The organism is Frankia sp. CeTa3Moorea (genome assembly GCF_978021225.1).
The window spans coordinates 1-25561 of sequence record NZ_CDXDOR010000049.1 but is presented as its reverse complement, the minus strand read 5'-3'; the positions used below and the strand labels follow the sequence as shown (position 1 = coordinate 25561).

The 25561-nt window shown below is 70.1% G+C and carries 25 protein-coding genes and 2 pseudogenes; 14 read left to right on the top strand and 13 right to left on the bottom strand.

Annotated features, from left to right (window positions below):
* The 4 genes and pseudogenes from AC08OV_RS11205 to AC08OV_RS11190 form a co-directional block, all read left to right on the top strand.
* A pseudogene (locus AC08OV_RS11205) lies at positions 1-225 on the top strand (metal ABC transporter solute-binding protein, Zn/Mn family); the annotation flags it as partial.
* A 34-nt stretch (positions 226-259) separates the two neighbouring features.
* Positions 260-1186, top strand: coding sequence for a metal ABC transporter ATP-binding protein (locus tag AC08OV_RS11200; protein ID WP_476614780.1), 927 nt, complete (start codon positions 260-262; stop codon positions 1184-1186).
* Positions 1183-2106, top strand: coding sequence for a metal ABC transporter permease (locus AC08OV_RS11195; RefSeq protein WP_476619628.1), 924 nt, complete (start codon positions 1183-1185; stop codon positions 2104-2106). Before AC08OV_RS11200 ends, AC08OV_RS11195 begins: the two co-directional genes overlap by 4 nt.
* A complete protein-coding gene (locus AC08OV_RS11190) occupies positions 2103-3005 on the top strand; it encodes a metal ABC transporter permease (protein WP_476619627.1) in 903 nt (300 codons plus the stop codon). Before AC08OV_RS11195 ends, AC08OV_RS11190 begins: the two co-directional genes overlap by 4 nt.
* Before the next feature lie 69 nt (positions 3006-3074).
* Here the strand turns inward: AC08OV_RS11190 and AC08OV_RS11185 are convergent, their stop codons facing one another.
* The 5 genes from AC08OV_RS11185 to AC08OV_RS11165 form a co-directional block, all read right to left on the bottom strand.
* Positions 3075-4244, bottom strand: a complete 1170-nt coding sequence (locus AC08OV_RS11185) for a TetR/AcrR family transcriptional regulator (protein WP_476619632.1) — start codon at positions 4242-4244, stop codon at positions 3075-3077.
* A 103-nt stretch (positions 4245-4347) separates the two neighbouring features.
* Positions 4348-5532, bottom strand: a complete 1185-nt coding sequence (locus AC08OV_RS11180; protein WP_476615858.1) for a lipid-transfer protein — start codon at positions 5530-5532, stop codon at positions 4348-4350.
* A gap of 157 nt (positions 5533-5689) precedes the next feature.
* Entirely contained in the window at positions 5690-5908 is a 219-nt protein-coding gene (locus tag AC08OV_RS11175; protein WP_476594187.1) for a hypothetical protein, read from the bottom strand.
* The gene (locus AC08OV_RS11170) at positions 5905-6483 is read right to left on the bottom strand and encodes a sigma-70 family RNA polymerase sigma factor (RefSeq protein ID WP_476615857.1); all 579 of its coding nucleotides are present in this window, start codon (positions 6481-6483) and stop codon (positions 5905-5907) included. Before AC08OV_RS11170 ends, AC08OV_RS11175 begins: the two co-directional genes overlap by 4 nt.
* Positions 6484-6489: 6 nt before the next feature.
* On the bottom strand, positions 6490-8037 hold the full coding sequence (locus tag AC08OV_RS11165; protein WP_476615856.1) for a sodium:solute symporter family protein: 1548 nt from the start codon (positions 8035-8037) through the stop codon (positions 6490-6492).
* Positions 8038-8330: 293 nt separating this feature from the next.
* Here AC08OV_RS11165 and AC08OV_RS11160 point away from each other — a divergent pair, with 293 nt between their 5' ends.
* The 5 genes from AC08OV_RS11160 to AC08OV_RS11140 all read left to right on the top strand — a co-directional run bounded on the left by AC08OV_RS11160 (position 8331) and on the right by AC08OV_RS11140 (position 12645).
* Positions 8331-8669 (top strand): DUF3311 domain-containing protein, encoded by a 339-nt coding sequence (locus AC08OV_RS11160; protein ID WP_476614663.1) that lies wholly within the window; start codon positions 8331-8333, stop codon positions 8667-8669.
* Positions 8666-9013 (top strand): hypothetical protein, encoded by a 348-nt coding sequence (locus AC08OV_RS11155; RefSeq protein ID WP_462188965.1) that lies wholly within the window; start codon positions 8666-8668, stop codon positions 9011-9013. The genes AC08OV_RS11160 and AC08OV_RS11155 overlap by 4 nt, the downstream gene beginning before the upstream one ends.
* Positions 9014-9159: 146 nt before the next feature.
* On the top strand, positions 9160-11253 hold the full coding sequence (locus tag AC08OV_RS11150; protein WP_476614662.1) for a carbon starvation CstA family protein: 2094 nt from the start codon (positions 9160-9162) through the stop codon (positions 11251-11253).
* 190 nt (positions 11254-11443) lie between these two features.
* Complete coding sequence (locus AC08OV_RS11145; RefSeq protein ID WP_476619626.1) at positions 11444-11596, top strand: hypothetical protein; 153 nt, start codon at positions 11444-11446, stop codon at positions 11594-11596.
* Positions 11597-11784: 188 nt separating this feature from the next.
* Entirely contained in the window at positions 11785-12645 is an 861-nt protein-coding gene (locus tag AC08OV_RS11140; protein ID WP_476614661.1) for an SAM-dependent methyltransferase, read from the top strand.
* A gap of 27 nt (positions 12646-12672) precedes the next feature.
* Here AC08OV_RS11140 and AC08OV_RS11135 read toward each other — a convergent pair whose 3' ends face one another.
* Together AC08OV_RS11135 and AC08OV_RS11130 are read right to left on the bottom strand one after the other, a co-directional pair.
* Complete coding sequence (locus AC08OV_RS11135; RefSeq protein WP_476614660.1) at positions 12673-13515, bottom strand: DUF4097 family beta strand repeat-containing protein; 843 nt, start codon at positions 13513-13515, stop codon at positions 12673-12675.
* 90 nt (positions 13516-13605) lie between these two features.
* Entirely contained in the window at positions 13606-14127 is a 522-nt protein-coding gene (locus AC08OV_RS11130; RefSeq protein ID WP_476614659.1) for a toxin-antitoxin system HicB family antitoxin, read from the bottom strand.
* Positions 14128-14361: 234 nt separating this feature from the next.
* Here AC08OV_RS11130 and AC08OV_RS11125 point away from each other — a divergent pair, with 234 nt between their 5' ends.
* Complete coding sequence (locus tag AC08OV_RS11125; protein ID WP_476619625.1) at positions 14362-15996, top strand: serine/threonine-protein kinase; 1635 nt, start codon at positions 14362-14364, stop codon at positions 15994-15996.
* Here AC08OV_RS11125 and AC08OV_RS11120 read toward each other — a convergent pair.
* Positions 15959-16483, bottom strand: a complete 525-nt coding sequence (locus tag AC08OV_RS11120; RefSeq protein ID WP_476614658.1) for a SixA phosphatase family protein — start codon at positions 16481-16483, stop codon at positions 15959-15961. The genes AC08OV_RS11125 and AC08OV_RS11120 overlap by 38 nt on opposite strands.
* 411 nt (positions 16484-16894) lie before the next feature.
* Here AC08OV_RS11120 and AC08OV_RS11115 point away from each other — a divergent pair, with 411 nt between their 5' ends.
* Positions 16895-18052 carry a glycerophosphodiester phosphodiesterase gene (locus AC08OV_RS11115; RefSeq protein WP_476619624.1) on the top strand — a complete coding sequence of 386 codons (1158 nt, stop codon included), beginning with the start codon at positions 16895-16897 and terminating at the stop codon, positions 18050-18052.
* 36 nt (positions 18053-18088) lie between these two features.
* Here the strand turns inward: AC08OV_RS11115 and AC08OV_RS11110 are convergent, their stop codons facing one another.
* Positions 18089-18499: an NUDIX hydrolase gene (locus tag AC08OV_RS11110; RefSeq protein WP_476619623.1), complete on the bottom strand. Its 411-nt coding sequence runs from the start codon at positions 18497-18499 to the stop codon at positions 18089-18091.
* A 95-nt stretch (positions 18500-18594) separates the two neighbouring features.
* Here AC08OV_RS11110 and AC08OV_RS11105 point away from each other — a divergent pair.
* Positions 18595-19788 (top strand): annotated as a pseudogene (locus tag AC08OV_RS11105) (RNA-guided endonuclease InsQ/TnpB family protein).
* A 19-nt stretch (positions 19789-19807) separates the two neighbouring features.
* On the opposite strand, the gene AC08OV_RS11100 reads toward AC08OV_RS11105, so the two are convergent.
* Positions 19808-19987 (bottom strand): hypothetical protein, encoded by a 180-nt coding sequence (locus AC08OV_RS11100; protein WP_476615087.1) that lies wholly within the window; start codon positions 19985-19987, stop codon positions 19808-19810.
* A 197-nt stretch (positions 19988-20184) separates the two neighbouring features.
* Here AC08OV_RS11100 and AC08OV_RS11095 point away from each other — a divergent pair, with 197 nt between their 5' ends.
* Positions 20185-20367: a zinc ribbon domain-containing protein gene (locus tag AC08OV_RS11095; protein WP_476619631.1), complete on the top strand. Its 183-nt coding sequence runs from the start codon at positions 20185-20187 to the stop codon at positions 20365-20367.
* Between the two features lie 173 nt (positions 20368-20540).
* On the opposite strand, the gene AC08OV_RS11090 is transcribed toward AC08OV_RS11095, so the two are convergent.
* The 3 genes from AC08OV_RS11090 to AC08OV_RS11080 are packed head-to-tail and all read right to left on the bottom strand — an operon-like array spanning position 20541 to position 24286.
* Positions 20541-21701 carry an acyl-CoA dehydrogenase family protein gene (locus tag AC08OV_RS11090; protein WP_476615088.1) on the bottom strand — a complete coding sequence of 387 codons (1161 nt, stop codon included), beginning with the start codon at positions 21699-21701 and terminating at the stop codon, positions 20541-20543.
* Positions 21702-21741: 40 nt separating this feature from the next.
* Complete coding sequence (locus AC08OV_RS11085; RefSeq protein ID WP_476619622.1) at positions 21742-23013, bottom strand: CaiB/BaiF CoA transferase family protein; 1272 nt, start codon at positions 23011-23013, stop codon at positions 21742-21744.
* A gap of 1 nt (position 23014) precedes the next feature.
* Positions 23015-24286: an MmgE/PrpD family protein gene (locus tag AC08OV_RS11080; RefSeq protein ID WP_476615090.1), complete on the bottom strand. Its 1272-nt coding sequence runs from the start codon at positions 24284-24286 to the stop codon at positions 23015-23017.
* Between the two features lie 190 nt (positions 24287-24476).
* Here AC08OV_RS11080 and AC08OV_RS11075 point away from each other — a divergent pair, with 190 nt between their 5' ends.
* Positions 24477-25517 carry a MaoC family dehydratase gene (locus AC08OV_RS11075; RefSeq protein ID WP_476615091.1) on the top strand — a complete coding sequence of 347 codons (1041 nt, stop codon included), beginning with the start codon at positions 24477-24479 and terminating at the stop codon, positions 25515-25517.
* Positions 25518-25561: the final 44 nt, after the last annotated feature.

The window sequence follows — 25561 nt, the reverse complement described above, 5'->3', positions numbered from 1 at the left end:
ACCATCGACAGTCAGATCAAGACCGGGGAGATCAAAGTCTACGTCTACAACAGCCAGAACGCCACCCCGGACGTGCAACGGCAGGTTGAGGAGGCGAAGGCGGCCCATATCCCGGTGACCACCATCACCGAGACGCTCGTCCCGGCCGGAGCATCGTTCCAGGAGTGGCAGGTCGCCCAGTTGGAAGCCCTGCGCGGGTCGCTGGCGCAGGCAACCGGCAAGTAAGTGGCAACCGGCACGTAAGCGGAAGGTAACGAGGATGGCGGCGGTGGCGTACCCTCGATCCGGCGGCTCGAGCGCCGAGGTTGACGAGGCGGTGGCGCCGGCCGGCACCGACCGGCCGGCCGCCTCGGCTGCATCGACTGCGTCGGCGGTGATGTTCGAGGGTGCGGCGGTTCGTCTCGGCAGGCGGATGGTATGGAGCGGGGTGAACGTCGAGGCCGGCGCGGGGGAGTTCGTCGCGATCCTCGGTCCCAACGGCGTCGGTAAGTCCACCCTGCTCAAGGCGGCCCTTGGCCTGCTGCCGCTGGCCGCGGGGCGGGTGGTGGTGCTGGGCCAGCATCCCGGGCGGGCCCGCGCCGAGGTCGGCTATCTGCCGCAGCGACGGAGCTTCGACCCGTCGGTACGGATCCGGGGGCTTGACATCGTCCGCCTCGGTCTCGACGGCCACCGGTGGGGTCTGCCGCTGCCCGGCGGAGATCGCGCCCGGACAGCGCGGCGGCGCGTCGCCGAACTCGTCGAGCAGGTCGGCGCCACCGGCTACGCCCACCAGCCGATCGGCCGGCTGTCCGGTGGGGAGCAGCAGCGGCTTCTGATCGCCCAGGCGCTCGCCCGCCGGCCCCGGCTGTTGCTCCTCGACGAACCGTTGGACAGCCTGGACCCGCCCAACGCCGCCGCGGTCGCGGCCCTCATCCGCACTATCTGCCAGACGGCGGGGGTGACCGTGCTGATGGTCGCCCACGACGTCAACCCGATCCTGCCCAGCCTCGACCGGGTCATCTACCTCGCCGCCGGCGGTGCGGTCTCGGGCTCTCCCGCCGAGGTCATCACCAGTGCGACGTTAAGCCGGCTCTACCAGGCCCCCATCGAGGTGCTGACCACCTCCGACGGGCGCCTCGTCGTCGTCGGCCAGCCCGAGACGCCCGCTGTACACACCGACCGTCATAACGGGACCGGCCACCTGTGATCACTGCGGCGGTGGTCGCGACCGACGCGGGCCTGTCGTGGAACCTGGTCCGCGACGTCCGGCAGATGTTCGCCTACCCGTTCATGGTGAACGCGTTCCGGGCCGGAACCATCGTCGCGCTGACCGCCGGGGCAACTGGATGGTTCATGGTCCTACGCCGCCAGGCCTTCGCCGGCCACACCCTCGCCGTGGCCGGTTTCCCGGGCGCGGCTGGGGCGATCTGGCTCGGCCTGGGCGCGACCTACGGCTACTTCGCCTTCTGCCTCACCGCGGCGCTGATCATCGCGGCTGTCCCCGGGGTGGGTGGGGCAGCCGGGCGGGCCGCGGAGTCGGCCATCATCGGTACCGTCCAGGCGTTCGCGCTGGCCTGCGGATTCCTGTTCGTCAGCCTGTACAAGGGATTCTTCGGCGGGGTCAACACGCTGCTGTTCGGCAGCTTCCTGGGAATCACCGACGACATGGTCCTCACGCTGACCGCCGTCGCCGTGGCGGTCCTGGCAGTGCTGGCGCTCATCGGGCGGCCGCTGCTGTTCGCCTCGCTCGATCCAGCTGTGGCCGCCGCCGCCGGAGTGCCGGTGCGGGGTCTGTCGGTGGTTTTCCTGATCCTGCTCGGGAGCACCGCCGCGGAGGTCAGCCAGATCACCGGAACCCTCCTCGTCTTCACCCTGCTGGTCATCCCGGCCGCGACCGCGCAGGTCCTCACCACCCGACCGGCCCTCAGTCTCACGCTCACCGTGCTGCTAGGCCTGCTGGTCACCTGGGCCGGGCTGACCGTGGCCTACTACTCGCCCTATCCGTTCGGCTTTTTCATCACCAGTTTCTCCTTCGGCCTGTACCTCCTCGCCCGTCTCGCCGTCGGCGCGCGCGACCTGCTCGGCCGGGCCGCCCGCGTCCCCCGGACGACCGGAGCAGCAGCATGACCGCAGCCACGGCGGACACCGGACTGACCGCGATGTTCGAGCACCCGTTCATGCAGCATGCGTTCATCGCCGGAACGGGGATTGCTATGGCGGCCGGACTCGTCGGCTACTTCCTCGTCCTGCGCGCCCAGGTCTTCACCGCCGACGCGTTGTCCCATGTGGCGTTCACCGGCGCACTCGCCGCCCTGGCCACCGGGATCGATGCCCGCGTCGGCCTGTTCGCCGCCACCGTCACCGTCGGGTGCGCCCTCGGCGCTCTCGGCCCCCGCGGCCACGCCGACGACGTCGTCATCGGCAGCGTGTTCGCCTGGGTCCTCGGCCTCGGGGTGCTCTTCCTCACCCTTTACACCACCCACCGCAACACCGGCAACGGCACCGCCGGCGTCACCGTTCTGTTCGGCTCGATCTTCGGCCTGGACGCCTCCCACGCCTGGGAGGCTGCCATACTCGCCGTCCTCCTCTGCCTCGCCACCATCGCGATCGGGCGCCCCCTGCTGTTCGCCAGCCTGGACGGCGCGGTCGCGGCCGCCCGAGGTGTCCCCGTCCGCCTCCTCGGGGTCGGTTTCCTCGGCCTCGTCGGGGCGACCGCCGCCGAGGCCACCCAGGCCGTCGGTGCCCTGCTGCTCCTCGGCCTGTTCGCCGCACCCGCCGGCACCGCCCACCGGCTCACCGCTCGCCCTTACCATGGAATGGTGATCTCCACCGCGGTCGCGGTCGCGGTGACCTGGGCCGGACTGACCACCAGCTACCTCGCCCCGCGGATCCCCCCGAGCTTCGCCATCCTTGCCCTCGCCACCGCCACCTACACCGTCACGCTGACCGTTACCCGGCTGGTCGCGGACTCGGGCTTGGCGCGGGCGGTGCGGCACCCGTCCGCGGACGCGCCTCGTTCGGCCTGATCGAACCCACCGGCGCCACCGGTGGCCACCGGCGCGGTCGCGCGCGGTCCGGTCCGGGGAAGCGCCAGGTCAGAGCCCGAGCAGCCGGCCGCAGATCGACTCGACCGCGGTCGGCAGGCCCGGGTTGTGTCGCAGGTGCGGGGTGCGGGCCGTGTCGTTGGCGACGGAGACCGCGGCGTGCACCCGGATCCGGGCGGCGGTGGGGTCGAGCTCGGGGTGCACGAGCCGGAGCAGGTGAACCCATTCGGTGAGGTAGTCGTGCTGGGCCCGGCGGGCGGCGTGGCGTTCGTCCTCCGGCAGGTGCTCGACCTCGGTGATCAGTAGCCCGATCAGGTCGTGGTGGGCCTGGGTGAACCGGAGGTAGGAGCCGAGCAGCCGGCGCAGGGCGTCGGCGGCGTCGTTCGAAGCCCGATAGATCGCGCTGACGTCCATCAACAGGGCGGCCGTGCTGCGCTGGAACGCGGTGCGCAGCATGTCCAGCTTGCTCGGGAAGTGGTGGTAGACGCTGGGGCCGGTGATGCCGACGGCGTTGCCGATGTCCTCGATGCCGACGCCGGCGTAGCCGTGGGTGGCGAACATCCGCACCGCCTGGGTGAGCAGCGCCTCGCGGCGGGAGGCCGGCCGCAGTGGCAGTCCGGCCGGTGGTGGTCCGGCCGGTGGTGGCGGTCCGGCTGGTCGCGGCGGCGATGCGGTGCGGGTGCCGGGCAGCGGGGTGTCCAGCACGAGGTCGGTGAGCTCGGCGAGCAGGTCGTCGTAGGCGGGCCGGGGCAGGTCCAGGTGGTGGAAGGACGGGCTCATCAGCACGGCCAGCATCGCCCAGGTGAGCAGGTCCGCGGTGGGGGGGTCGAGCTCGGGGCGGGCGGCGCGCACCCGGTCGGTGAGGCGGCGTCCGATCTCGCGGACCTCGGCGCGCAGCAGAGCATGGTCGTCAGGGGTCAGATGGCGGGCTTCGCGCTGCCAGAGCACGCCGATGTGGCGTTCATCGAGGCAGCGGGCGGCGAGCCGGGCCGACGCCGTGGCGCGGTCGGTGCGGCCGGCACGGTCCGCGAGGTCGAGATCATCGAGCAGGCGCCGCAGCGGGGCCAGGCCTGCGGAGATGACCTCGCGGAGCAGGTCCTGTTTACCGGAGAAGTGCCGGTACAGCGCGGACGGACCGACCCCCACGGCCTCGGCGAGATCGGTCATGCCGATCTGGTCGTAGCCGCGGCGGGCGAACAGGTCCGAGGCGGCGCCGAGGATCAGCGCTCGCCGGTTACGCGGGCGGGTGCCGCGCGGCGGCGCAAGCGTGCGGTCCGGCAGGACAACCCCCTCGGTACGACCCCCTCGGTCTCCGAGGTGCGGATCAGCCTACCTTCTCGTAGAGGGCGACCACGGCGGCGCCGCCGAGGCCGATGTTATGCTGCAGCGCCACGGTCACGTCCTCGACCTGGCGCTTGTCGGCCTCACCGCGCAACTGCCACACCAGCTCCGCACACTGCGCCAACCCGGTCGCGCCCAGCGGGTGCCCCTTGGACAGCAGCCCACCCGACGGATTGGTCACCACCCGGCCGCCGTAGGTGTTGTCGCCGTCGACGATGAACTTCTCCGCCGTGCCCTCCGGGGTCAGCCCCAGCGCCTCGTAGGACATCAGCTCGTTGCTGGTGAAGCAGTCGTGCAGCTCCACCACGCGCACGTCGAGCGGGTCCACCCCGGCCACCTCGTACACCTGCCGCGCGGCGGCCGCGGTCATGTCGTAACCGACCAGGCGCATCAGGTCCCCGTCGAACGAGGACGGGGTATCCGTGGTCATCGCCTGCGCGATGATCGCCACATCGGCGCGCAGCCCGTGGGCGCGCGCGAAATCCTCGGAAACGACCACCGCGGCGGCCGCGCCACAGGTGGGCGGGCAGCACTGCAACCGGGTCAGCCAACCGAGGATCCGCGGCGAGGCAAGAACCTCCGCCACGGTCACCGGATCAGTGAACACCGCATACGGGTTGTTGGCCGCGTGCCGGCGCGACTTCACCGAGATCCGCGCGAATACCGCCGGGTCCATCCCGTACTTCTCACAGTAGGCCGCGCCCGCACCGGCGAAGTACCGCGGTGCGAACGGCACCCCCTCGACCTCGCCCTGCACCTTGGTGACCACTTCGTCGAACCGCCCGAAGGCGTTGGGCCGGTCGTCCCACTGCATCGTCAGTGCGCCGCGCCGCATCTGCTCGAACCCGAACGCCAGCACGCAGTCCGCCGCCCCGGAAGCCACCGCCTGCCGCGCCAGGAACAGCGCCGACGACCCACTCGAGCAGTTGTTGTTCACGTTCACCGCCGGCGCCCCGGTCATCCCCACCCGGTACAGCGCCTTCTGCCCGCTCGTCGAGTCGCCGTACACATAGCCGGCGTACGCCTGCTGGACCGCAGCCAGGTCGATCCCAGCATCGGCCAACGCCGCCCTGACCGCCCCCTCGGCCAGCACGTCGTAGCTGTCGCTCCTGCTCGGCGTCGCGAACGGCACCATGCCGACGCCCGCCACCATCACCCGACTGCTCATCATCACTCCCTGGGCTAGCTGTTGTTCACTTAACACCGTGAGCACCACAGTAGCGCACGTCAAGGGGAGAGGTGTGGCGTAAGCGTGCTTGCGAGGATTCACAAGGTGGAGCGACGCGGGTGTGTCACAGCCTGCGGTCGGGCGAAGTCCACACCGGTCAGTGGTTGAGCGCCCACAGGCCGACCAGGTTCGCGAAGGTGAAGACCACCGCGATGACGACGGCGAGGATGAGCCGCCTGCGGCGCTCGCGGCGGCGCCAGGTGGCCCGCGCCCGCCGGTAGGCGTCGGGCGACACGGGCACGCCGTCGGCGAGAGCGTCCAGGGCGTCGCGCAGCCGTCGTTCGGTGTCGTTGAGCGGCCCGGTGTGATACGTCATGTCTGGGACTCCATCGCGCGGGACAGCGCCGCCATTCCCCGGGCCGCATGGGCTTTCACTGCGCCGCAGGAAATCCCCATGACCGCGGCTATCTCGGCTTCCTTCAGGCCGAGCCAGTGCCGCAGTACCAGGGCCTCCCGCTGGCGCGGCGAAAGCCGCTGTAACGCGACGACTACAGCTCGCTGTTCGTGTCGCAGCAGCGCTTGCGTCTCCGCCGATTCTACCTGGCCTGATGGCCATTCCAGATGTTTTCGGACGACCTGGAGATGGCGTAGTCGCATTCGGGTGAGATTGCAGACTATGCTACGTAGATACGGCAGGGTGGCGGTCGAGTCCCGCAGTTTTCGCCAGCGCCGGTAAAGCTCGTAGAACGCCTGCGCGGCGATATCCTCCGGGTCGTCCGCGCCGAGGAGGGCGGCCAGTCGTACCAATGAGACGTAGTGGGTATTGAAGAGTCGCGTGAGGGCGGTCTCCCGATCAAGATCGCGAAGATTCACCTGGATCTCCCCGGCCGGCAGCAGGGTGGCGGCGTCGCCGGCAGTGACGGCTGCTGGATCTTTGAGGATGCCCTGCACCGCCGCTCACCGCCGTCCCGGCGCGTCCGGCCGGGGGAGTCGGTCCACCTGGGATATCCGGCTGCTTCGGGCCACGCCGACGCGGTGAAGGACCGGGGTGAGCGCGGTGGCGACCGCCAGATTCAGCCCGAGCGCGAGGAGCGCCGTGTACAGCGGCACGGACGCCCCGAACAGGTGCAGGTTCACCACCGCGGAGAATGCGCCGGAGGTTACCAGGCAGGTTCCCGCCGCCATTCCTACCGCCCATCCGGCGAGCAGCGCACCGCGATGCAGCCAGGTGGAGAACAGGCCGATCCCGACCGCCGGGAAGGTCTGGAGTATCCAGACCCCGCCCAGCAGCTGCAGATCGATGGCATCCTGGTCGTGCAGACCGAGCACGAAGGCGAATGCCCCGATCTTTGTCACCAGCGAGACACCGCGGGCCACCCGGACCTGATGCTTGGGGGTGGCCGTGGGGTGAAAATACTCGACGTATACGTTGCGGACGAAGAGCATAGCGACCGCCACCGACATCACCGCCGCGGGGACGAGCGCCGCGACAACGAGCGCGCCGAAGACGACGCCGGTGGCAACCGGCGGGGCCAGCTGCTGGACGAGCAGAGGGACAGCTGCCTCGGCCTGCCCGCGGGGTGCGCGTACCCCCGCGGCCAAGGCGGCAACGCCGAGCAGCCCGAAGAGTCCGAGCAGGCCCGTCCAGGCCGGCAGGGTGACCGCCGAGCGGCGCAGGACGTCGGGGTTCTTCGCCGCGAAGGCGGCGGTGAGCACGTGTGGGTACACCAGCAGGGCCATCGCCGAGCCGAGCACGAGGCTCGCGAACGCGGCGAACGTCGACGGCTCCAGCGTGAGTGACGGATCCGGCAAGCCGTCCGCGGCCATGTTCCGCCGTGCCGCAGCAAAGATCTCGCCGGGTCCGCCGAGTCTGGCTAGGACGAGTCCGACCACGGCGAAGACCGCCAGGAAGATCAGAATTCCTTTGGCGACCGAGACGAGTGCCGGAGCGCGGATGCCGCTGTGATAGGTCGCGACGGCGAGCACCCCGAACACCGAGGCCAGCACCAGGTCGCCGGGCAGCCCAGGCGGGATGAGGCCGCCGGCAACGAGCACCGCGCGGACGCCGACCAACTGCAGCGCGATGTACGGCGTGGTGGCCACGATTCCGGTCAGCGCCACGGCGAGCGCGAGCAGCGGTGACTGGTGGCGTTCCCGCACGTAGTCGCCCACCGTGACGTAGCCGTGGCGCCGAGCCGTCTCCGCCAGACGTGGGAGGAGCACGAAGGCTAGCGGATAGACGATGATCGTATAGGGCAGCGCGAAGAAGCCGAGAGCGCCCACCCCGTAGACGAGGCCGGGCACCGCGGCGAAGGTATATGCGGTGTAGATCGCACCGCCGAGCAGGAACCAGGTCAGAACGCCACCGAACGGGCGCCCTGCGAGCGCCCACCCTTCCGGCGAGGGGAGCTCGTCCCGCCGATAGAACGCGTGCGTCCTTACCGATAGTAACGAAGTGCCTGCTATCACGACGGTGAATCCCGCCACGGTCGTCCCGTCGGCCATCCGAACACCCTCCGTTACACGCGGCTTCCCGTGCGGCGCGGCGAGGTTGCCGGGGGAAGCCCGCCCGGTCGTCCCGCCCGGTCCTTATTCCAGTTGCGCACCGAGCCGGCGCGGTTGACACGACATCATCCCGAAACAAGCCGTAAACCTCTAGCTCACCGAGTCGTAAACCGCGGAGGCGCGGCGAGCAACTCTCCCGGTGACACCATCGCGGCCTGCGTGACCACCCGGCCTGGGTACCTGGGCCAGTCGGTGGCCTACCACCAGGAAGATCAAAATGCAGGGAGATCAGGATGTGGCACGATGAGCAGGGCCGGGACACCCAGCGGGGTGCCCCGGCGAACTCCGCGGCAGGCATCCCGGCAGGGCCCGTGCCTGCAACAGGCCGGCCGGCCGCCGGTCGTCCGGCCCGCGCGGCGGCACGTCGGCGGCGAACCGCCGCGGTCGCGTGCCTCGGGACACCGTTCGCAGCCCTGCTGGCGGTCCCGCTTTATGCGCAGGATGAGCCACGGCTGGCCGGGGTGCCGTTCTTTTACTGGTATCAGCTTGCCTGGGTGCCCTTAAGCGCGCTGCTGACCGCCGCCGCTTGGCGGCTGCACAGCCGGGGGACGGCGCCGGAAGGCCTGCGATGATCCGGTTCACCGACCGGGCCCGCGCGGCGCTCCGCGAGGGCGAGGTAGTCGTTTTTGACTGGGCCCCGCTGGGGCTGTGCTGCGCCTGCACCGGTCAACTGTGGTTGCGCACCGCGCCGCGGGCGCTCGTGCCGCGGCACCGGGGCTTCCGCCCGGTGGACGCGGATCCCGGTGGCAGCGCCGTAGCCCATCCACTCGCCTATCCGTTCCTCCTGGGCCGCGATGTCACAGTCGACTGCCGCTCGCGGCTCGGCTTCCGGCACTTCAGCACCGACCTGCCGCCCGATGTCGGGCTCGCTGACCTGCTCGGCCGGGCCGCTCTCGCCAAAGGACGCCTCGTATGACTACCCGTCTCGATACTGCCGGAACCGGCCTTCCGCCTGGCGGCGGTCGTGGGCCTGGCCCTGGCCGGAGGACCGGCCGGCTCCGTTCGATAGCCATCTGGACCACGGTGTCGGCGGCCGGCGCGATCAGCTGGGCTGTGCTCGCGATGTCCCGCCACGAGTCGATCTCTGCGGCGTGGATCCTGCTCGCCGGCCTGGGATCCTTCGCCATCGCCTACCGCTTCTACGCCCGGTTCATCGCAAACCGGGTGCTGCGGGTGGATGACAGCCGGGCGACGCCGGCCGAACGCCTCGACAACGGCGTCGACTACCAGCCGACCGACCGGCGGGTCCTGTTTGGCCACCACTTCGCTGCCATCGCCGGGGCCGGTCCGCTCGTCGGCCCGGTGCTCGCCGTACAGATGGGGTATCTGCCCGGGACGATCTGGATCATCGCCGGTGTTATTTTCGCCGGTGCCGTGCAGGACATGGTGACGTTGTTCTTCTCCATGCGGCGGGACGGCAAGAGCCTGGGCCAGATGGCGCGCGACGAGATCGGCCCGGTGGGCGGGACGGCGGCACTGGTGGCTGTCTTCGCCATAATGATCATTTTGCTGGCGGTGCTGGCGCTTGTCGTGGTGAACGCGCTCGCCGCCTCTGCATGGGGCACCTTCTCGATCGCAATGACCATCCCGATCGCCCTGTTCATGGGCATCTACCTGCGGGTGCTGCGACCCGGCCGGGTCGCTGAGGCCACCGCCGTCGGTGTCGCCGGACTGTTCGCGGCCCTTGTCGGCGGCCGCTGGATCCAGGACTCCGCCCTCGCCTCCGCCTTTACACTCAGCCCGAAGGCACTGGTCGCCTGCCTCGTCGGCTACGGCTTTGTCGCCTCGGTGCTGCCGGTGTGGCTCCTGCTCGCGCCCCGCGACTACCTCTCGACCTTTATGAAGGTCGGCACCATCGGGCTGCTCGCCATCGGCGTTCTCGTCGAATTTCCGGTACTTCAGGCGGACGCAATCAGTACTTTCGCGACCAGGGGAAACGGGCCGGTGTTCGCCGGCAGCCTGTTCCCATTCCTCTTCATCACCATCGCCTGCGGTGCCCTGTCCGGATTCCACTCCCTCATCGCCTCCGGCACCACGCCGAAGATGATCCAGAAGGAGTCCCAGGTCCGGCTCATCGGTTATGGGGCGATGCTGACCGAGTCCCTTGTCGCACTGATGGCGCTGATCGCGGCGGCGGTGCTCAGCCCGGGCCTCTACTACGCCATGAATGCGCCCGGTGGGGTCGTCGGCAAGACCGCGGCGTCGGCTGCGTCCGCGGTCACCAACCTCGGTTTCACCATCACCCCGGACGCCCTCGACTCCGCGGCCCGGGCCGTCGGCGAATCGACGCTGGTAGCCCGCACCGGAGGTGCACCGACGCTCGCTGTCGGCATGTCCAACATCCTTTCAGGCGCATTCGGGGGCGGTCGCCTCGCCGCCTTCTGGTACCACTTCGCGATCATGTTCGAGGCATTGTTCATCCTGACCACTGTCGACGCCGGCACCCGGGTCGGCCGATTCATGTTGCAGGACATGCTCGGGAACGTGTGGAAGCCAATCGGCCGGGTGAGCTGGTGGCCCGGGGTCTGGCTGAGCAGCGCGCTGGTGGTCGGCACCTGGGGCTACTTCCTCTGGACCGGGGCAACCGACCCGCTCGGCGGCATCAACCAGCTGTTCCCGCTGTTCGGGATGGCCAACCAGATGCTTGCCGCCATCGCATTGGCGGTCGTCACCACCCTGTTCGTCAAGAGTGGGCGAGCGCGGTGGGCCTGGGTGCCCGGCGTCCCGCTCGGCTGGGATGTCGCCGTCACCTTCACCGCGGCCTGGCAGAAGGTTTTCTCGGACGATCCCAAGCTCGGCTTCTTCGCCCAACGGCACCGCTATGCCGACGCGCTCGACGAAGGCAGGGTTCTGGCGCCCGCGAAGAGCATCAGCGACATGCACAAAGTCGTCCAGAACTCGACCTTGGATGGCATCATGGCGATAGTGTTCGCCCTGCTGGTGCTCGTCGTGCTCGCCGATGCGGTACGGGTGTGCATACGGGCTGTCCGCACCCGGGTGCCGATACCCACCACCGAAGCGGACTATGTAGCTTCCCGTTTTGTCGCGCCCGGGGGATTGTTGGCGACCGCTGAAGAGCGCCGGCTGCTCGCGGACGCAGCCCAGGCGGCCGTGGCCCCTCAGCCCGAGCCCGTCACACCGCCGCTGCGCCGCTGACAACATCCCACGAAAATGGCGAGAGTTGAATCTGTTTGCGCCGAGGCAAGCTGGCGACGGCCATCAGGCCGGAACCCGCTCGTCCCGGCGCAAACAGTCAGCGCGGCGGCGGCGTCGGTGCGGCCCTCAAGCTAACCAGACAGGCCGTGCCCGTCGGCGGCGTCGACGAACACGTACGAGGGTGTTCCCGGTGACGACGCGCTGCCGCATCCCGGCCGCCCCGGAAGGCGATCGCCTCGCTCGCCACTACCTCGGCCCGCTCCGGCGGGCAGGGCGACGCGTACTGCCCCAGGGCACCCCCTCCGGGGAGGACGACATCCTGCCATTGATCTTCTTCGGGTAGAGGCTGACTATCTTTAGGTCATGCCCACCAGAGGCCAACGTATCGATCGGAGCACCTCTACAGGACCAGGTCAGCCCCTGGAAGGCGGAACGCCGGCCAGCCAACAGACACACAAGATCAAATTTGTTGAGAAGTTCGGGCTAGGGTAGTTGGGGGGGAATCATCGGGATACGAGGGGGCTGGCTGTAGTGACGGACTCGGGCGAGCGCGACTGGGCGGGCGGGCAGTGGTGGAAGACTCTCGCGGAGGAACGCAGCCCGGTCGACCTCAGGACCGACCAGCCGCATTCCGCTCGGATGTACGACTACTACCTCGGTGGGAAGGACCACTTCCCCGCCGATCGGGAGGTCGCCGAACAGGTGCTGGCCACGTCCCCGAATGCGCGGACCGCCGCCAGGCAAAACCGGGCGTTCATGACGCGGGCCATCCGCTACCTCACCAGCGAGGTCGGGATCCGCCAGTTTCTTGACATCGGCACCGGCATCCCTACCAGCCCGAACCTGCACGAGGTCGCCCAGGGCATCGCCCCGGACGCCCGGATCGTCTACGCCGACAACGACCCGATCGTCCTCACTCACGCCCGAGCCCTACTCGCCAGCACCCCCGAGGGCCGCACCGCCTACCTCGACGCGGATCTGCGCGACCCGGAGCGCATTCTGGCCGCCCCGGAACTGCGCGACACCCTCGATTTCACCCAGCCGATCGCCCTGTCCGTGATCGCGATCTTCCACTTCATCCCCGACTCCGACGACCCGCACGGCATTCTCCGTCGCTTCGTCGACGTGCTTCCGTCCGGCAGCTACCTCGTTCTCACCCACGGCACCGGCGACTTCGACCCCACGTTGCTGGTGGCGGCCGAGGCCTACCGGCAACGGGGGATTTCCACCCAGCTACGCAGCCGTGCCGAGGTCGAGCGTCTGTTCACCGGGCTGGAGCTGGTCGACCCGGGGGTGGAGGTGGCACACCGCTGGCGGCCCGATGACACCGTGCCCGCTGACCTGACCGACGCCCAGGTCAGCTGCTACGGCGCCATCGGGCGGAAAGCGTAGCCGGGCCGGCTCGCGCTTCGGGAATGGTCAGGCACGGTGGATCAGGATGTCGCCGTCGCCGGTACGGGCGCGCACCTCGACGGTCTCGTCGGTGGGCGCGGGGGCGTGGATGGCGGTCAGTTCGCTGTGCACACCGCCGCGTCCCGAGCGGACGTCCAGCAGGGCGGCGGTACCTTTCCGTACTCCCACTTCGAGCCGGCCGGAACCGGATACGAGCGCGACTGCGCCGCGCACCACTTCGCCGATCCGCACGCTGCCCGAGGCGGTCCTGGCCTCGACCCCCGCCAGCGCGCGGTCGACGGTGATGGCACCGGAGGCAGTGATCAGCCGCGCGTCCCCCGTCACCTCACCGATGGTGACGCCCCCGTTGGCCGTCTTGACTACCGCCGAGCCATCGATCTCGCGGATCCGGATCATGCCGTTCGAGGTCTTGATCTCGGTGTGCCCGGTCGTGCGGCCCACGGACACGTTCCCGTTGGCGGTCCCCAGCCGGAGCCTGCCGGTCTGGTCAAGGTCAATGTCGCCGGTGGCGGTGTGGAAGCTGGAATCGCCCAGGCGGCCCGTGCTCTGGATGTTGGTCATCGAGCTCGCGTCGACCCGCGAACCGGTGGGCAGCTCGACTGTCACGGTGACGGAGCCGTCCGGCCCGGACAGCGAGCGGGCCTTCTTCCTGGGTGCTCTGAGGTGAAGCTTCCCTTCGTCGTACTCGATGAGGGTCTCTCGCGCCGTCTGAACGTCGGTGTCGTGCGACGGGTCGCTCGGGCTTACCTCCACGACCGTGTCGGCGCGGTCGCTCGCGTTGATCCGGACGTGGCCGGTCCCGAGTTCGATGACGGCGAGGATCGGCTCGGGGGTGCGGAAAGTCGGCATGATGATCTCCTTGTGGCGTCGTCAGCCCGGGCGTGGCTTGCCCGGGCGCGGTGAACGCTGGCGCGGTGAACGCGGTGAACGCTGGCGTGGCTAGCGCACCCAGCCGCTGTAACGCCGCCCCATCTGCTGGCCTGCGTGCGGACCGGTGCGCCGTCCCGCGGCACCAGGGTCGAGCGCGGCGGAGACGGCGTGCACCAGCCAGGCGTTGACGGACAGTCCTTCGTGCTCGGCCGCTTCATCGATGCGCGGTCTGAGACGCTCGGGGACGCGTAGCGTGATCCGCGAGGTACGTCCCTCGTCGTCTTCTGGAGCGGCGGACGGTTGCCTGACCACGGCGGCCTTGAAGTCGTCCGCCCCCGAGTGGTCGGTCGGCGGTGGCGTCACGACAAAATCAGGGTCTCGCCCACGCAGGCGTACCTCGACCGAGCCCGGCGCCAACTCTCGGGTGATCTCGTCGGCGGCGGCCGACAGCGCTTCCAGCAGGGCGAGCCTGACGGTCGAGTCCAGGGGCAGAGTGAGCCGCTCGGCCAGCGCGCGGGCGTCCTCACCCGCGGCTTCCGCGGCTGCCGCGAGTTCCCGGCGGAGGTTCTCGACATACGGCGCAAGGTCCATGACGTCATAGTGGCACCAAGTTGACGTCATGTGCAAGCTCTGGCAGTCAGTAGGACGTCATAGCTGCCGTCATAGCTGCCGTCGCGGCTGTCGTCGCCTCGGCTGCCCGGCCGGTACGGCTGCCGGCGGGGCGGTCGCGAACCCTCGTTGCGTGCGACGACTACGAAAAGTAGCGATCGTCGGGGTGCTCTCGTCACCGTCGCAGGCCTCGGCGATAGTGGGGCGATCCGCCCGGTGGCGGCGGTGATGCAGACGGGGGTGGATGTGCCGGGCGACGCGCACGGCGTCAGGATGCAGCCGCCGCGGGCCACGGATCCGGGGTCACTGGGCCGGCACCGGGTGCTGGGCAGGCTCGGTGCCGGCGGGATGGGTGTGGTCTACCTGGCCGAGGGTCCCCTCGGCCAGGTCGCGGTCAAGTTGATCCGACCGGAGTACGCCGACGATCCGCAGTTCCGGGCGCGATTCCATCGCGAGGTCCAGGCGTGTTTCCGGGTCGGCGGTGCCCACACCGCCCGGCTCGTCGACTTCGAGCTGGAGGCCGAACGTCCATGGCTGGCCACCGAGTTCGTCGACGCCCCGGACCTCGCCGCCCAGGTCGCGGCGGCCGGCCCCCTGCCCACCGGGGAGCAGATCATCCTGGCGGCCGGGCTCGCCGAGGCGTTGGCGTCCATCCACGCGGCCGGCCTGATCCACCGCGATCTCAAACCGTCCAATGTGCTGTGGACCGCGGACGGGCCGAAGGTCATCGACTTCGGGATCGCCGCGGCGGCCGAGGCGCGCCCGCTGACCGCGGTGGGCGGAGTCGTCGGCACGCCCGGGTGGCTCTCGCCGGAGCAGGCCACGGGCGGGGAGGTCACCGCCGCCAGCGACGTGTTCGGCTGGGGGGCACTGGTCTGCTTCGCCGCCACCGGCCAGCCGCCGTTCGGCAGCGGCTCCGCCGACGCGGTGGCGTCGCGGATCGCGGCCGCCGAGTTCCAGATCGACTCCGACCGGCTCGCTCCAGAGCTGCACGCGCCCGTCCGCGAGGCACTCGACCGCCAGCCGCCGCAACGGCCTACCGCGCTCGACCTGTGCGAGCGGCTCGTCGGTCACGCCCGGGGGGCGCAGATCCCAGTGACGCGCATCCTTCCCGACGCAGCCCGGACACCCACCCCACCGGCTGCACCGCAGATCCCGGGTTCGCCGCAGATCCCGGGTTCGCCGCAGATCCCGGGTTCGCCGCAAACCCCGGTACCCGAGCCGCGGGCACGCCGTCGCCGCCGCTGGCTGCTGGTGGGCGCCGGCACCGTCGTGGTCCTCGCGCTCGCGGGGGCGCTCGCCGCCGTGCTGGTGGCCGAGGGCAACAACTCGAGCGCGGACAACTCGACGAGTAGCCGGCAGTCCTTCACCGCCGACGCGCCGTGGCGTCTCGCGATCATCGACCAGATCGAAGGCACCGACAACGGGTGCACGATCATCGTGACCAGCGACAGCACCGGCGAGCAGAAGACGATCAAGGAGGTCTACGGTGCGAAGACCTTCCAGGTACCGCTTGTCGGCGGCTTCCACTGGCAGGCCAACGACCCCGGCTGCTCGGTGACGGCCCGCTCCGGATCGGGAACGGCCGTCCTGCCCTTCGCCCAGCAGGCCGGCACCGGCGACACCGACGCGTTCGAGGTCCCCTCGGGCCTTGTCCGGGTCGAGGTCGTGGACTTCGCCGGCTCGGACGACTGCGGGTTGCAGCTCCACGACGCCGCCGACGGCCGGGAGATCAGCTTCGGCACCGCGGCCCGCGGCGGTCCGCCGTTGCTGCTGGACCCGAGCGGACGCACCCAGGTCTACCTGGCCAACCTCACCTGCGGTGTCCGGGTGTCGGCCGCCCCGGGCTGAGCGGGTTCCGTTCCCCGCTGCCCGGCACAGCAACGTAACGGGCGGTGGCCTCGCGGTCCGGATAACCACGGATGATCCAGGCACCACCCTTCGCGGTGCAGTCGTCCGGGCCGGCCAGCGTCGTTCTGCCCTGCCGCCGCCACGCCTCGAACAGCACGTGGATCACCTCGCCGTGCGTGCACAGCACCGCGTCCCCGCTGTCGTCCTGGGTGAGCACGGCGAGCAGGTCGAACGGCGAGGCGCCGACCGCGAGGGCCGAACACCGTTGCACCGGCAGGCCCCGGTCGGCCGCCACCGGCTCGACGGTCTGCTCGCAGCGGACGTACGGGCTGGTGAGAATCCGCGCCAGCGGAATCGGCCGGAGGAGGTCCACTACCGCCCGCGCCTCGCGCTGGCCGCGCCGGCTGAGCGGACGGTGTTCGTCGCGCCCCTGCCACGTGTGTTTCTCGCCGGCATGGGCGTGCCGGAGAAGGACGAAGTCGACCACGTCCGCTCCTCCTATCGACGCGTAGCTCGGATCCTGTCGTCGAACTCTGGCGATCCGCGATCGCTCGCCCTCCGGTCGAAACCCTCTCTGATCATCTACATCGCCCTGCATGCCGGGCAGGGCCGACCCCTACACCGTAGCGGCCCGTACCGACCGGGCGGACGTAGGGCCGCTCGTGCCACCGCGGTCCGCACGTCGACGGAGGCGGACTGGCCGAGGTCGTCACCGTTGCGCGCGGCTGATGGTTACGGCCGGCTGTTCGTGCGCCAGGTTCATCAAAGTGCCATCTGGGCGACCACGGCGGGTAACACGTGGTCCGTTCGTTGGTCGGCTGTTCCCGGTTGGCTTTATGGGCGCTCCGTCGGCGAGGGTCGTCGCCGCTGCGCTGGAGGACTTGTGGACCGTCGTCGCGTGCTCGCGGGGATCGTCGCAGCGCCTTTCGCCGCCGTCCCTCTCCTCGCCCCGGTAGCCGCCTCGGTCGCCCCGGCGGGCGCCCTCGGCTCCGGCGGTGGCCAGCGCCGCCCGACACTGGTGATCGGGCATCGGGGAGCGTCCGGCTACCGTCCGGAGCACACCCTGGCCTCCTACGAACTGGCCGCCCGGTTGGGTGCCGACTTCGTCGAGCCGGACCTCGTGCCCACCAGGGACGGCGTCCTGGTCTGCCGGCACGAGCCGGAGATCGGCGGAACCACCGACGTCGCCGCGCATCCCGAGTTCGCCGCCCGCAGGACGACGAAGATTCTCGACGGCGTCGCGACCACCGGCTGGTTCACCGAGGATTTCACCCTGGCCGAACTGAAGACGCTGCGCGCCAAGGAACGGCTGCCCGAGGTCCGCCCGCGGAACACCAGGTACGACGGCCAGTTCGAGATCCCGACGTTCACCGAACTGCTTGATCTACGCGCCCGGCTGTCCCGGGAACTCGGCCGCGAGATCGGCGTCTACCCGGAGACCAAGCACCCGACCTATTTCGCCAAGGCCGGCCTGCCCCTGGAGCGGCGGCTGCTGGACATCCTGGTCCGGTACGGCCTGAACCACCGGGGCGCGCCGGTGTACGTCCAGTCCTTTGAGACCACGAATCTCTGCGAGCTGCGCACACTTGGCCTGCGCACGGCCTCGGTACAGCTGCTGTCCGCCACGGGCGCGCCGTTCGACCTCGTCTATGCCGGCGACCCGCGGACGTACCAGGATCTGTCGACGCTGGCCGGGCTGTGGCAGATCGCCCGCTACGCGAACGGCATCGGCCCGGACAAGCTTCAGGTCATCCCCCGGGCCGGGGACGGGACGCTGGGTACCCCGACCTCCCTGGTCACCGACGCCCACGCCGCCGGGTTGGTGGTGCACCCGTACACCTTCCGCGCGGAGAACACCTTCCTCCCGAAGGACTACCAGGTGGGCACCAGCCCCAGCGACCTCGGCCGGGCCGTCGACGAACAGGTCGCCTATCTCAAGACGGGCATCGACGGGCTGTTTACCGACCAGGCCGATATCGGTGTCCGCGCCCGGGCCGTCGCCGCCGGCCTCCCGAACCCCGGACCCCCGCCGGCCGACCACCACCCCACTCACTGACCCGCCGGCAGGTCCGCCTCGACATCGGACAGCCGGTTAACCGAGGGTCGGAAGCACCCGTTCGAAGAATTCGTGGTGACCGGCGAACGTGAGCTCCAGCCGGGTGAACTCGTGCGGCGTCACCCAGCGGGCGTCGCTCACCTCGCCCGGGTCGAGGATCAGTTCCTCGTCGGATCCGACCTCGGCGGTCCACCAGTGCAGCTGGTAGCTGCCGTCGTCGGTGTCGCATTCCCAGACCTTCGCAAGGGGGGTGACCACCAGCCCCACCTCCTCGCGGACCTCGCGAACCAGCGCCGCAGCCTGGCTCTCGCCGGGCTCGATCCGGCCGCTCAGCGGAGCCCAGTAGCCCGGTCTCTGCGCCTGCGGCCCACGCCGGATGACCAGTACGCGACCGGCCCTCAGCAGCACCGCGACTACGGCCTGCCGTTTGCCCACCGCTGCCGTCACCGGGATCTCGGCGTGGATGCTCCGGCCTTCAGGCCGGGGAGGAAACGCCGACTTTCGCTGGGTATTCGGTGGCCTTTCTTCGGTAGAATGGAAGCATGTCCCGGTTCCGGCTCTACCCGGCCGTCGAACAGGCGGTTGTGATGGAAGAGCATTGCGGGCAGGCCCGGTACGTATGGAATCTCGCGGTAGAACAGCAGTCGTGGTACCGGCCGTGGCGCGGACCTGCACCGGGGTAGGCGGAGCAGAACCGGCAGTTGACCGAAGCCCGGAAAGGCAACCCGTGGCTGGCGGCGGGCAGCATCATCGTGCAGCAGCAGGCCCTGCGGGACTTCGTTAGGGCGATGGCCAACTTTTTCCGGGGTTCCCATCGGCGTCCGTCGTTTCGGAAACGTGGCCGGTCCGAGGGTTTCCGGATCGTCGCGGTGAAACCCGGCGATGTCCGTCAGGTGAACCGCCGCTGGTCGCAGGTGCGTATCCCCAAGGTGGGCTGGGCGCGGTTTCGTCGTTCCCGGACCGTTCCCGACGCGAAGTCGTTCCGGGTCACCTGGGACCGGGCGGGACGCTGGCAGGTGGCGTTCGCCGCCGCACCCGCGCCGATCGAAGCACCCGGGACCGGTGGGATCGTCGGCGTCGATCGGGGGGTGGCGGTCTCCGTAGCCCTGTCGACGGGGGAGCTGCTGGCCTGCCCAGGGCTGCGGCCCGCCGAGGCGGCCCGGCTGCGGCGACTGCAACGACGGCTGGCCCGGGCGAAACGGGGCAGCAACCGGCGCGGCCGGCTGAAAACTCAGGTTGTCCGGGTGAAAGCCCGGGAAGTCGACCGGCGGAGAAACTGGGCGGAGAAAACCTCCACCGATCTTGCCCGCCGGTACGACCTGATCCGCGTCGAAGACCTGAACATCCGGGGCATGACCCGCTCGGCCCGGGGCACGGTCGAGAGCCCCGGGCGGAATGTGGCGCAGAAAGCCGGGCTGAACCGGGGTATCCTCGCGGCCGGCTGGGGGCTCCTCGTCCAACGGCTGGAACAGAAAGCCCCCGGACGGGTGGAGAAAATCCCGGCCGCCTACACCAGTCAGCGTTGCTCGGTCTGCGGGCAGGTGGCCGCCGAATCGAGAGAGAACCAATCTCGATTCCGGTGTGTCGCCTGCGGGCACGAGTGCAACGCCGACGTGAACGCTGCAAGGAATATCGCGGCCGGACGGTCCGTGACTGCGCGGGGAGGCGCGACGTTGGCCGTGCCGGTGAACCGCGAACCTCAACATTCCGCACCTCCCCTTCCGGTGGGCGTGTAAGAGTTGGAATCCCTCGCCTTCAGGCGAGAGAGGACGTCAACCGTACCAGCAGGTCTTCCACCAGGATCGGGAGTTCCACCACCGGCTCCCCGGCCCGGGCAGGCGCCCACCGGTGGGCCCGGTCGAACTCCGCCCGCGGAAAGCTGGTGATCAGGGCGCCGTCGCCGTCCAGGACCAGCAACGGCCATCCCCCGGTCACAGGATCACCACCGGGTCATCCGGCCGGTGCAGCATCAGCGCCGGCCCCCGCACCGGCACGTCACACTCCAACCGGGCAAAATGCTCGTCCTCCCACCGGCCCACGCCAGGACCCCCCTCGTCTCGTGATCACAACAAGATTGAGATCCGTGCAGCCCTATCGAGTGGGCCGCCGGGCGCTAGCTCGCCTACAAGACCATCTGGTACGGGTCGCGGCTGGTCGTCGCGGACCGCTGGTATCCAAGCTCGAAGACCTGCTCCGGCTGTGGCTGGCGAAACCCAAGCCTGACCCTGGCCGACCGCACCTTTCACTACCTTTCACTGCCAGTCCTGCGGGCTGGCGATCGACCGCGACGCCAACGCCGCGGTCAACCTGCATAACCTCGTCGACCGCCAGTACATCGGCGACGTTAAAACTGCCCGTGGAGTCGACCGTAAGACCCCGCCTGCGGGGCCGGTGGCTGTGAAGCGGGAACCCGGCACCGCGCCAGCGGGTCAGACCGGGGGTGCCTCACCGAGAGGCGAGGCGGCATGAACAGCGCTATCCAGCGCTCTCATGCAACGGTGATTCCCCCTCGGGCGATGAGCTGGGCGGCGATGACGTTGCGTTGGATCTCGTTGGTGCCTTCGCCGATGATCATGAGTGGGGCGTCGCGGAAGTAGCGTTCGACGTCGAACTCAGTGGAGTAGCCGTAGCCGCCGTGTACCCGGACCGCGTTGAGCGCGATCTCCATTGCGGTTTCCGAGGCGAACAGCTTGGCCATCCCGGCTTCCAGGTCGCATCGCTCGCCGGCGTCGTAGCGGTCGGCGGCCAGGAGGACGAGCTGGCGGGCAGCGGTGTACTTGGTGGCCATGTCGGCGAGATAGTTGCCGATGGACTGGTGTTTCCAGATCGGCTTGCCGAAGGCCTCGCGTTCCTGGGCGTAACGCAGCGCGTCGTCCAGCGCGGCGCGGGCGACACCGAGGGCGCGGGCGGCGACCTGGATCCGGCCGATCTCCAGGCCCTTCATAATCTGCGCGAATCCGCGGCCTTCCTCGCCGCCGAGCAGCGTATCGACGGGGGCATGGTAGTCATCGAAGGACAGTTCACAGCTTTCGACGCCCTTGTAGCCGAGTTTTGGCAGGTCTTTGGACACGGTGAACCCGTCGCCGGGTTCGACCAGCAGGATGCCGATGCCCTTGTGCCTGGGCTCGGCTTTCGGATCGGTCCTGCACAGCAGCGCGATCAGTTGGGAGCGGCGGGCGTTGGTGATCCACGTCTTCGACCCGTTGACCACGTAGTGCTCACCGGCGCGGCGGGCGCTGGTAGTGAGGGCCTGCAGGTCGGAACCGCCGCCGGGTTCGGTCAACGCCATCGTGGCGCGGATCTCACCGCTGGCCAGTGCGGGCAGATAACGCTGCTTCTGCTGCTCGGTGCCGAAGGTGAGGATGAGCGTGGAGACGACGGTGTGGCCACCCATCGCGCCGGCCAGGCTCATCCAGCCGCGGGCGAGCTGCTCGGTGACCTGGACGTAGCAGGGGGTGGAGACGGCAACCTCGCCGTAGGGTTCCGGAATGGCCAGGCCGAAGATGCCGAGCTTTTTCATCTGCTCGATGAGCTTCTCGGGATAGTCGTTGGCGTGTTCCAGGTCCCGGGCGACCGGGCGGACCTCCCGATCGACGAAGTCGCGCACGGTGTCGACGATGGCTTGTTCTTCCGCGGTCAGGGTACTCACGCTGGGTCCTCTTTGAAGGGGGGCCGGGGGTCGGCGGAGGTCAGATGACGCCGTCGGCACGGAGCGCGGCGATGGCGGTATCGGTGCGGCCCAGGCTGCGCAGGATGGCGTCGGTGTGTTCGCCGAGGGCGGGAACGGGGTTCATCACCGGGTCCAGGTCGGTGAGGGTGGCCGGGGGCAGGAGGGCGCCGATGTCGCCGCCGGGGGTGGCGACGGTGCGCCACCGGTCGCGGCCAGTCAAGACGGGGTGGTCGAGGAAGTGGGCGACGGAGTTCAGCCGGGCGTTGGCGATACCGGCTTTGGCCAGCAACGCCAGCACTGTGCCGGTATCGAGCGCGGCGAATCGGTCCGCGATCACCCCGTTGAGGGCGTCGCGGTGGGCGACGCGCGCGGAGTTGGTCGCGAAGCGGTGGTCCTCGGCCAGGGCCGGGTCGTCGAGCACGATCCGGCAGAAGGCGTGCCATTCGCGTTCGTTCTGGATGGCCAGCAGCACCGTCTGGTCCTCGGCGGTGGTGAACGGGCCGTAGGGGGCGATGGTGGCGTGCTGAGCGCCGACCCGTGCCGGTTGCCGCCCGCCGTACCGGGTGTAGTAGGCCGGTGAACCCATCCACTCGGCGAGGGCCTCGAACAACGACACCTCGACCGTGGAGACCGCCCCCGTGGTGGCGCGCCGGTAGAGGGCAGTGAGGATGCCGGTGTAGGCGTACATGCCGGCGGCGATGTCGGCGACCGAGATCCCGGCCTTCGCCATCTGGTCCGGGCTACCGGTCAGCGACACGAGGCCGGTCTCACACTGCACGAGCAGGTCGTAGGCTTTCCGGTCGGCCCAGGGCCCGTCGGTGCCGTAGCCGGAGATCGTGCAGGGGATCACCCGAGGGTGCCGGTCGGCCAGGGCCGAGGCGTCGAGGCCGAGGCGAGCGGCGGCGCCGGGGCCGAGGTTCTGCACCAGCACGTCGGCCTCGGTCAGCAGCTCCTCCAGAACCGCGCGCCCCTCGGTGGTCTTCACGTCCAGGGTGAGGGATTCCTTGGAGCGGTTGAGCCACACGAAGTAGCTCGACTGGCCGTGCACCGACACGTCGTAGCGGCGGGCGAAGTCGCCGCCGTCGGGCCGTTCGATCTTGATGACCCGCGCGCCGAAATCAGCCAGCTGGCGGGTGGCGAACGGGGCCGCGACGGCCTGCTCCAGGCTGACCACGGTCACCCCGGCCAACGGCAGCGGGACGTGCGGCGAGGGGGAGCGCTGCGAGGAGGATCGCGGCGCGGCGCCCGGCGTCGTGCCCGACTCGGGGCGGTGCTGCTGGTGCTCGATCATGTCACGCCGATCCTTGTCCGTCCAGTCCGTCCAGTCCGTCCAGTCCGCCCGTGCGGGCGGCAGGAGCGCCAGGCGGGGGGCCAGGCAGGTGGTCTGCCAGCAGCGTCGCGGCACGCGCCCAGTCCAGTCCGGTCAGCAGCGCGGGAACGTCGGGGCCACAGTCGGCGATCTTGGCGCGCAGGTCCTGATCCGAAGGTGGCCGCCCGGGCGACCCGGGTGGCAGCCGCTGGCTCACCGAGTACCGGGCGCCACCGCTGAGGGTGAGCGTGATGTCGATGCGGCCGGAGAGCAGCCCGTCACCGCCGGGGGTCTCGGTGACGGCTACGAGCTGGAGCAGGCGCTGGGCTTCGGGTCGGGTCACGGCGAGGTCGGTGAAGCTCCCGAAGCCGGGATGGGGGTCCAGCAGCGCGGCGGCGATGGCATATTCCAGGCTGAACTTCCCCTGCAGCCCGGTGCGGGGCCGATGGTGGATCAGCGGCTGTACCGCGCCCGCGGGTGTGCTCACCTCGATCGCGGTGATGCCCGAGGCGACGGCGTCGGCAGGCAGGTGCTCGCGCAGTGCGCTGATCGGGCGTTGCAGTGCGTAGCAGCAGGGAAAAATCTTGATCGCCAGCCCGCCGGGCACCGCCGGGCCGGTCACGTCGATGCGGTCCGGGTCGCCGCCGACCAGTCGTAGCCATGCGTCCAGCGCGGTCGGATCCGCGGTGGCGCCGACGGCGGCCAGCCTCGCCGCCCGAACTCCCGCGTCGGCGGCGAAGCCGACCTGCAGGGACTTGCCGGCGGAACCGAATGCCCGCTGCACCCCGCCGGCCGCGGGAACCGAGAGTGCGATCGCCGTGGCGATCTGCTCGGTCGACAGGCCCAGCGCCACCGATGCGGACACGGCGGCGGCCGGCGCCCCGGCCGTACAGGTGGCGTGCCAGCCGCCGGCATAGTGCGACCAGCCCAGCGCCGCCCCGAGCCGCGCCATCATCCCGGCTCCCGCCAGGTAGGCGCGGGCGTCCCCGCCGACGGCCAGCGTCGCGGGGACGCACACCACGCTGATGTGGGTGGTGGACTCCAGGTGCAGGTCGTCGAAATCCAGGACGTGCCCGACCGCCGCCCAGCGCGCCGCGTCCGGCAACCCGGCCGACAGCGCCACCAGATCGTCCTGCCGGGCGGCGAGCGTGACAGCCATCGTGTCGAGCAGTGAGCGCTGCGCCAGGTCGAGGTCCGCGGCACTCGGCACATAGTCGTGCGCCCACCGGGCCAACGTCTCGGCGGTCGATTCCATCCACAACTCCCGACTCTCGCCAGCGCGGGGCCACACCTGGATCGCCCGGTTTCACACCTGGGTCGCCCGTGCCTGGGTCGCCCGTGTCTGCGGCGCACCTGCCCGCGGCGCACCTGCCCGCCTAAAAGATAATGTACGGCCAATAGTGATCGGTGACAGGCAGTGGCGGCAGGCAGGGAGGAGCCGAGCGGTGGGCGGCGGCAGGTCGACAGCGGGGGCTGCCAGCCCGCTCGTCTCGGCGCAGGGTCCGTACTTCGAACACCTGGCGGTCGGGCACGTGTTCGACGCCGCGCCGTCGGTCACGTTGAGCAGCGGGCACGCGGCGATGCATCAGGCGATCGTGGGCGATCGTTTGCGGCTGCCCCTGGACGACGGCTTGGCCCGCGCCGTGGCCGGGCGGTGCCCGGTTGCTCATCCCGCACTGGTGTGGGATATCGCGATCGGGCAGTCGACGCTGGCGACGCAGCACGTGCGGGCCAACCTGTTCTACCGGGGTTTCGTGTTCCGTCGGTTCCCGGCGATCGCCGACACGTTGTCCACCACCACGGAGGTCGTCGGGTTGCGGCAGAACCGGCCCAGGCCGGGGCGCCGTCCGACCGGGCTGGCGGTCCTGCGGGTCCGTACGGTGGATCAGCAGCTGCGACCCGTGCTGGATTTCTGGCGCTGCGCGATGCTGCCCCTGGCCGATCTCGACGCGGACACCGGTCACCACGATGACCTCGACGAGGTCGGTGTACACCCCTCCCCGGCGGACTTCGTGGCCGCGGTCGAGCCGTGGCGGCTCGACGTCTTCCGCGAGCAGGTGCGCGGCGGCGAGCATTTCGCCGATATCGCGGTCGGCCGCCGCTGGCGGGTGGTTGGCGCCGACGTGGTGTCCTCGGCGCCTGAACTGGCCCGGCTCACGCTCAACATCGCCACCGTGCATCACGACGAGATCGCCGCGGGCGGGCGGCGTCTGGTATATGGCGGGCACACCATCGGCCTGGCGCTAGCCCAGGTCTGCCGTGCACTGCCCAACATCGTCACGGTCGCCGGCTGGGACGGGTGCGATCATACCGGCCCGGTCTACGAAGGTGACTCGCTGAGCAGCACAGTCACCGTGGAGTCCACCCAGGCACTCGCTGCCGGGGGTGGGCTCGCGTGGTTGCGGGTCGAGGTCGAGGCCCAGGCAGGGCCGGCCGGACAGCCGCGGTCGGTCCTGCTGTGGCGGTGCGCGGTGGTTCTGGCTTGACGCCCGCCGAACCGGGGCTGATGGCTACACCGGGGTTGATGGCT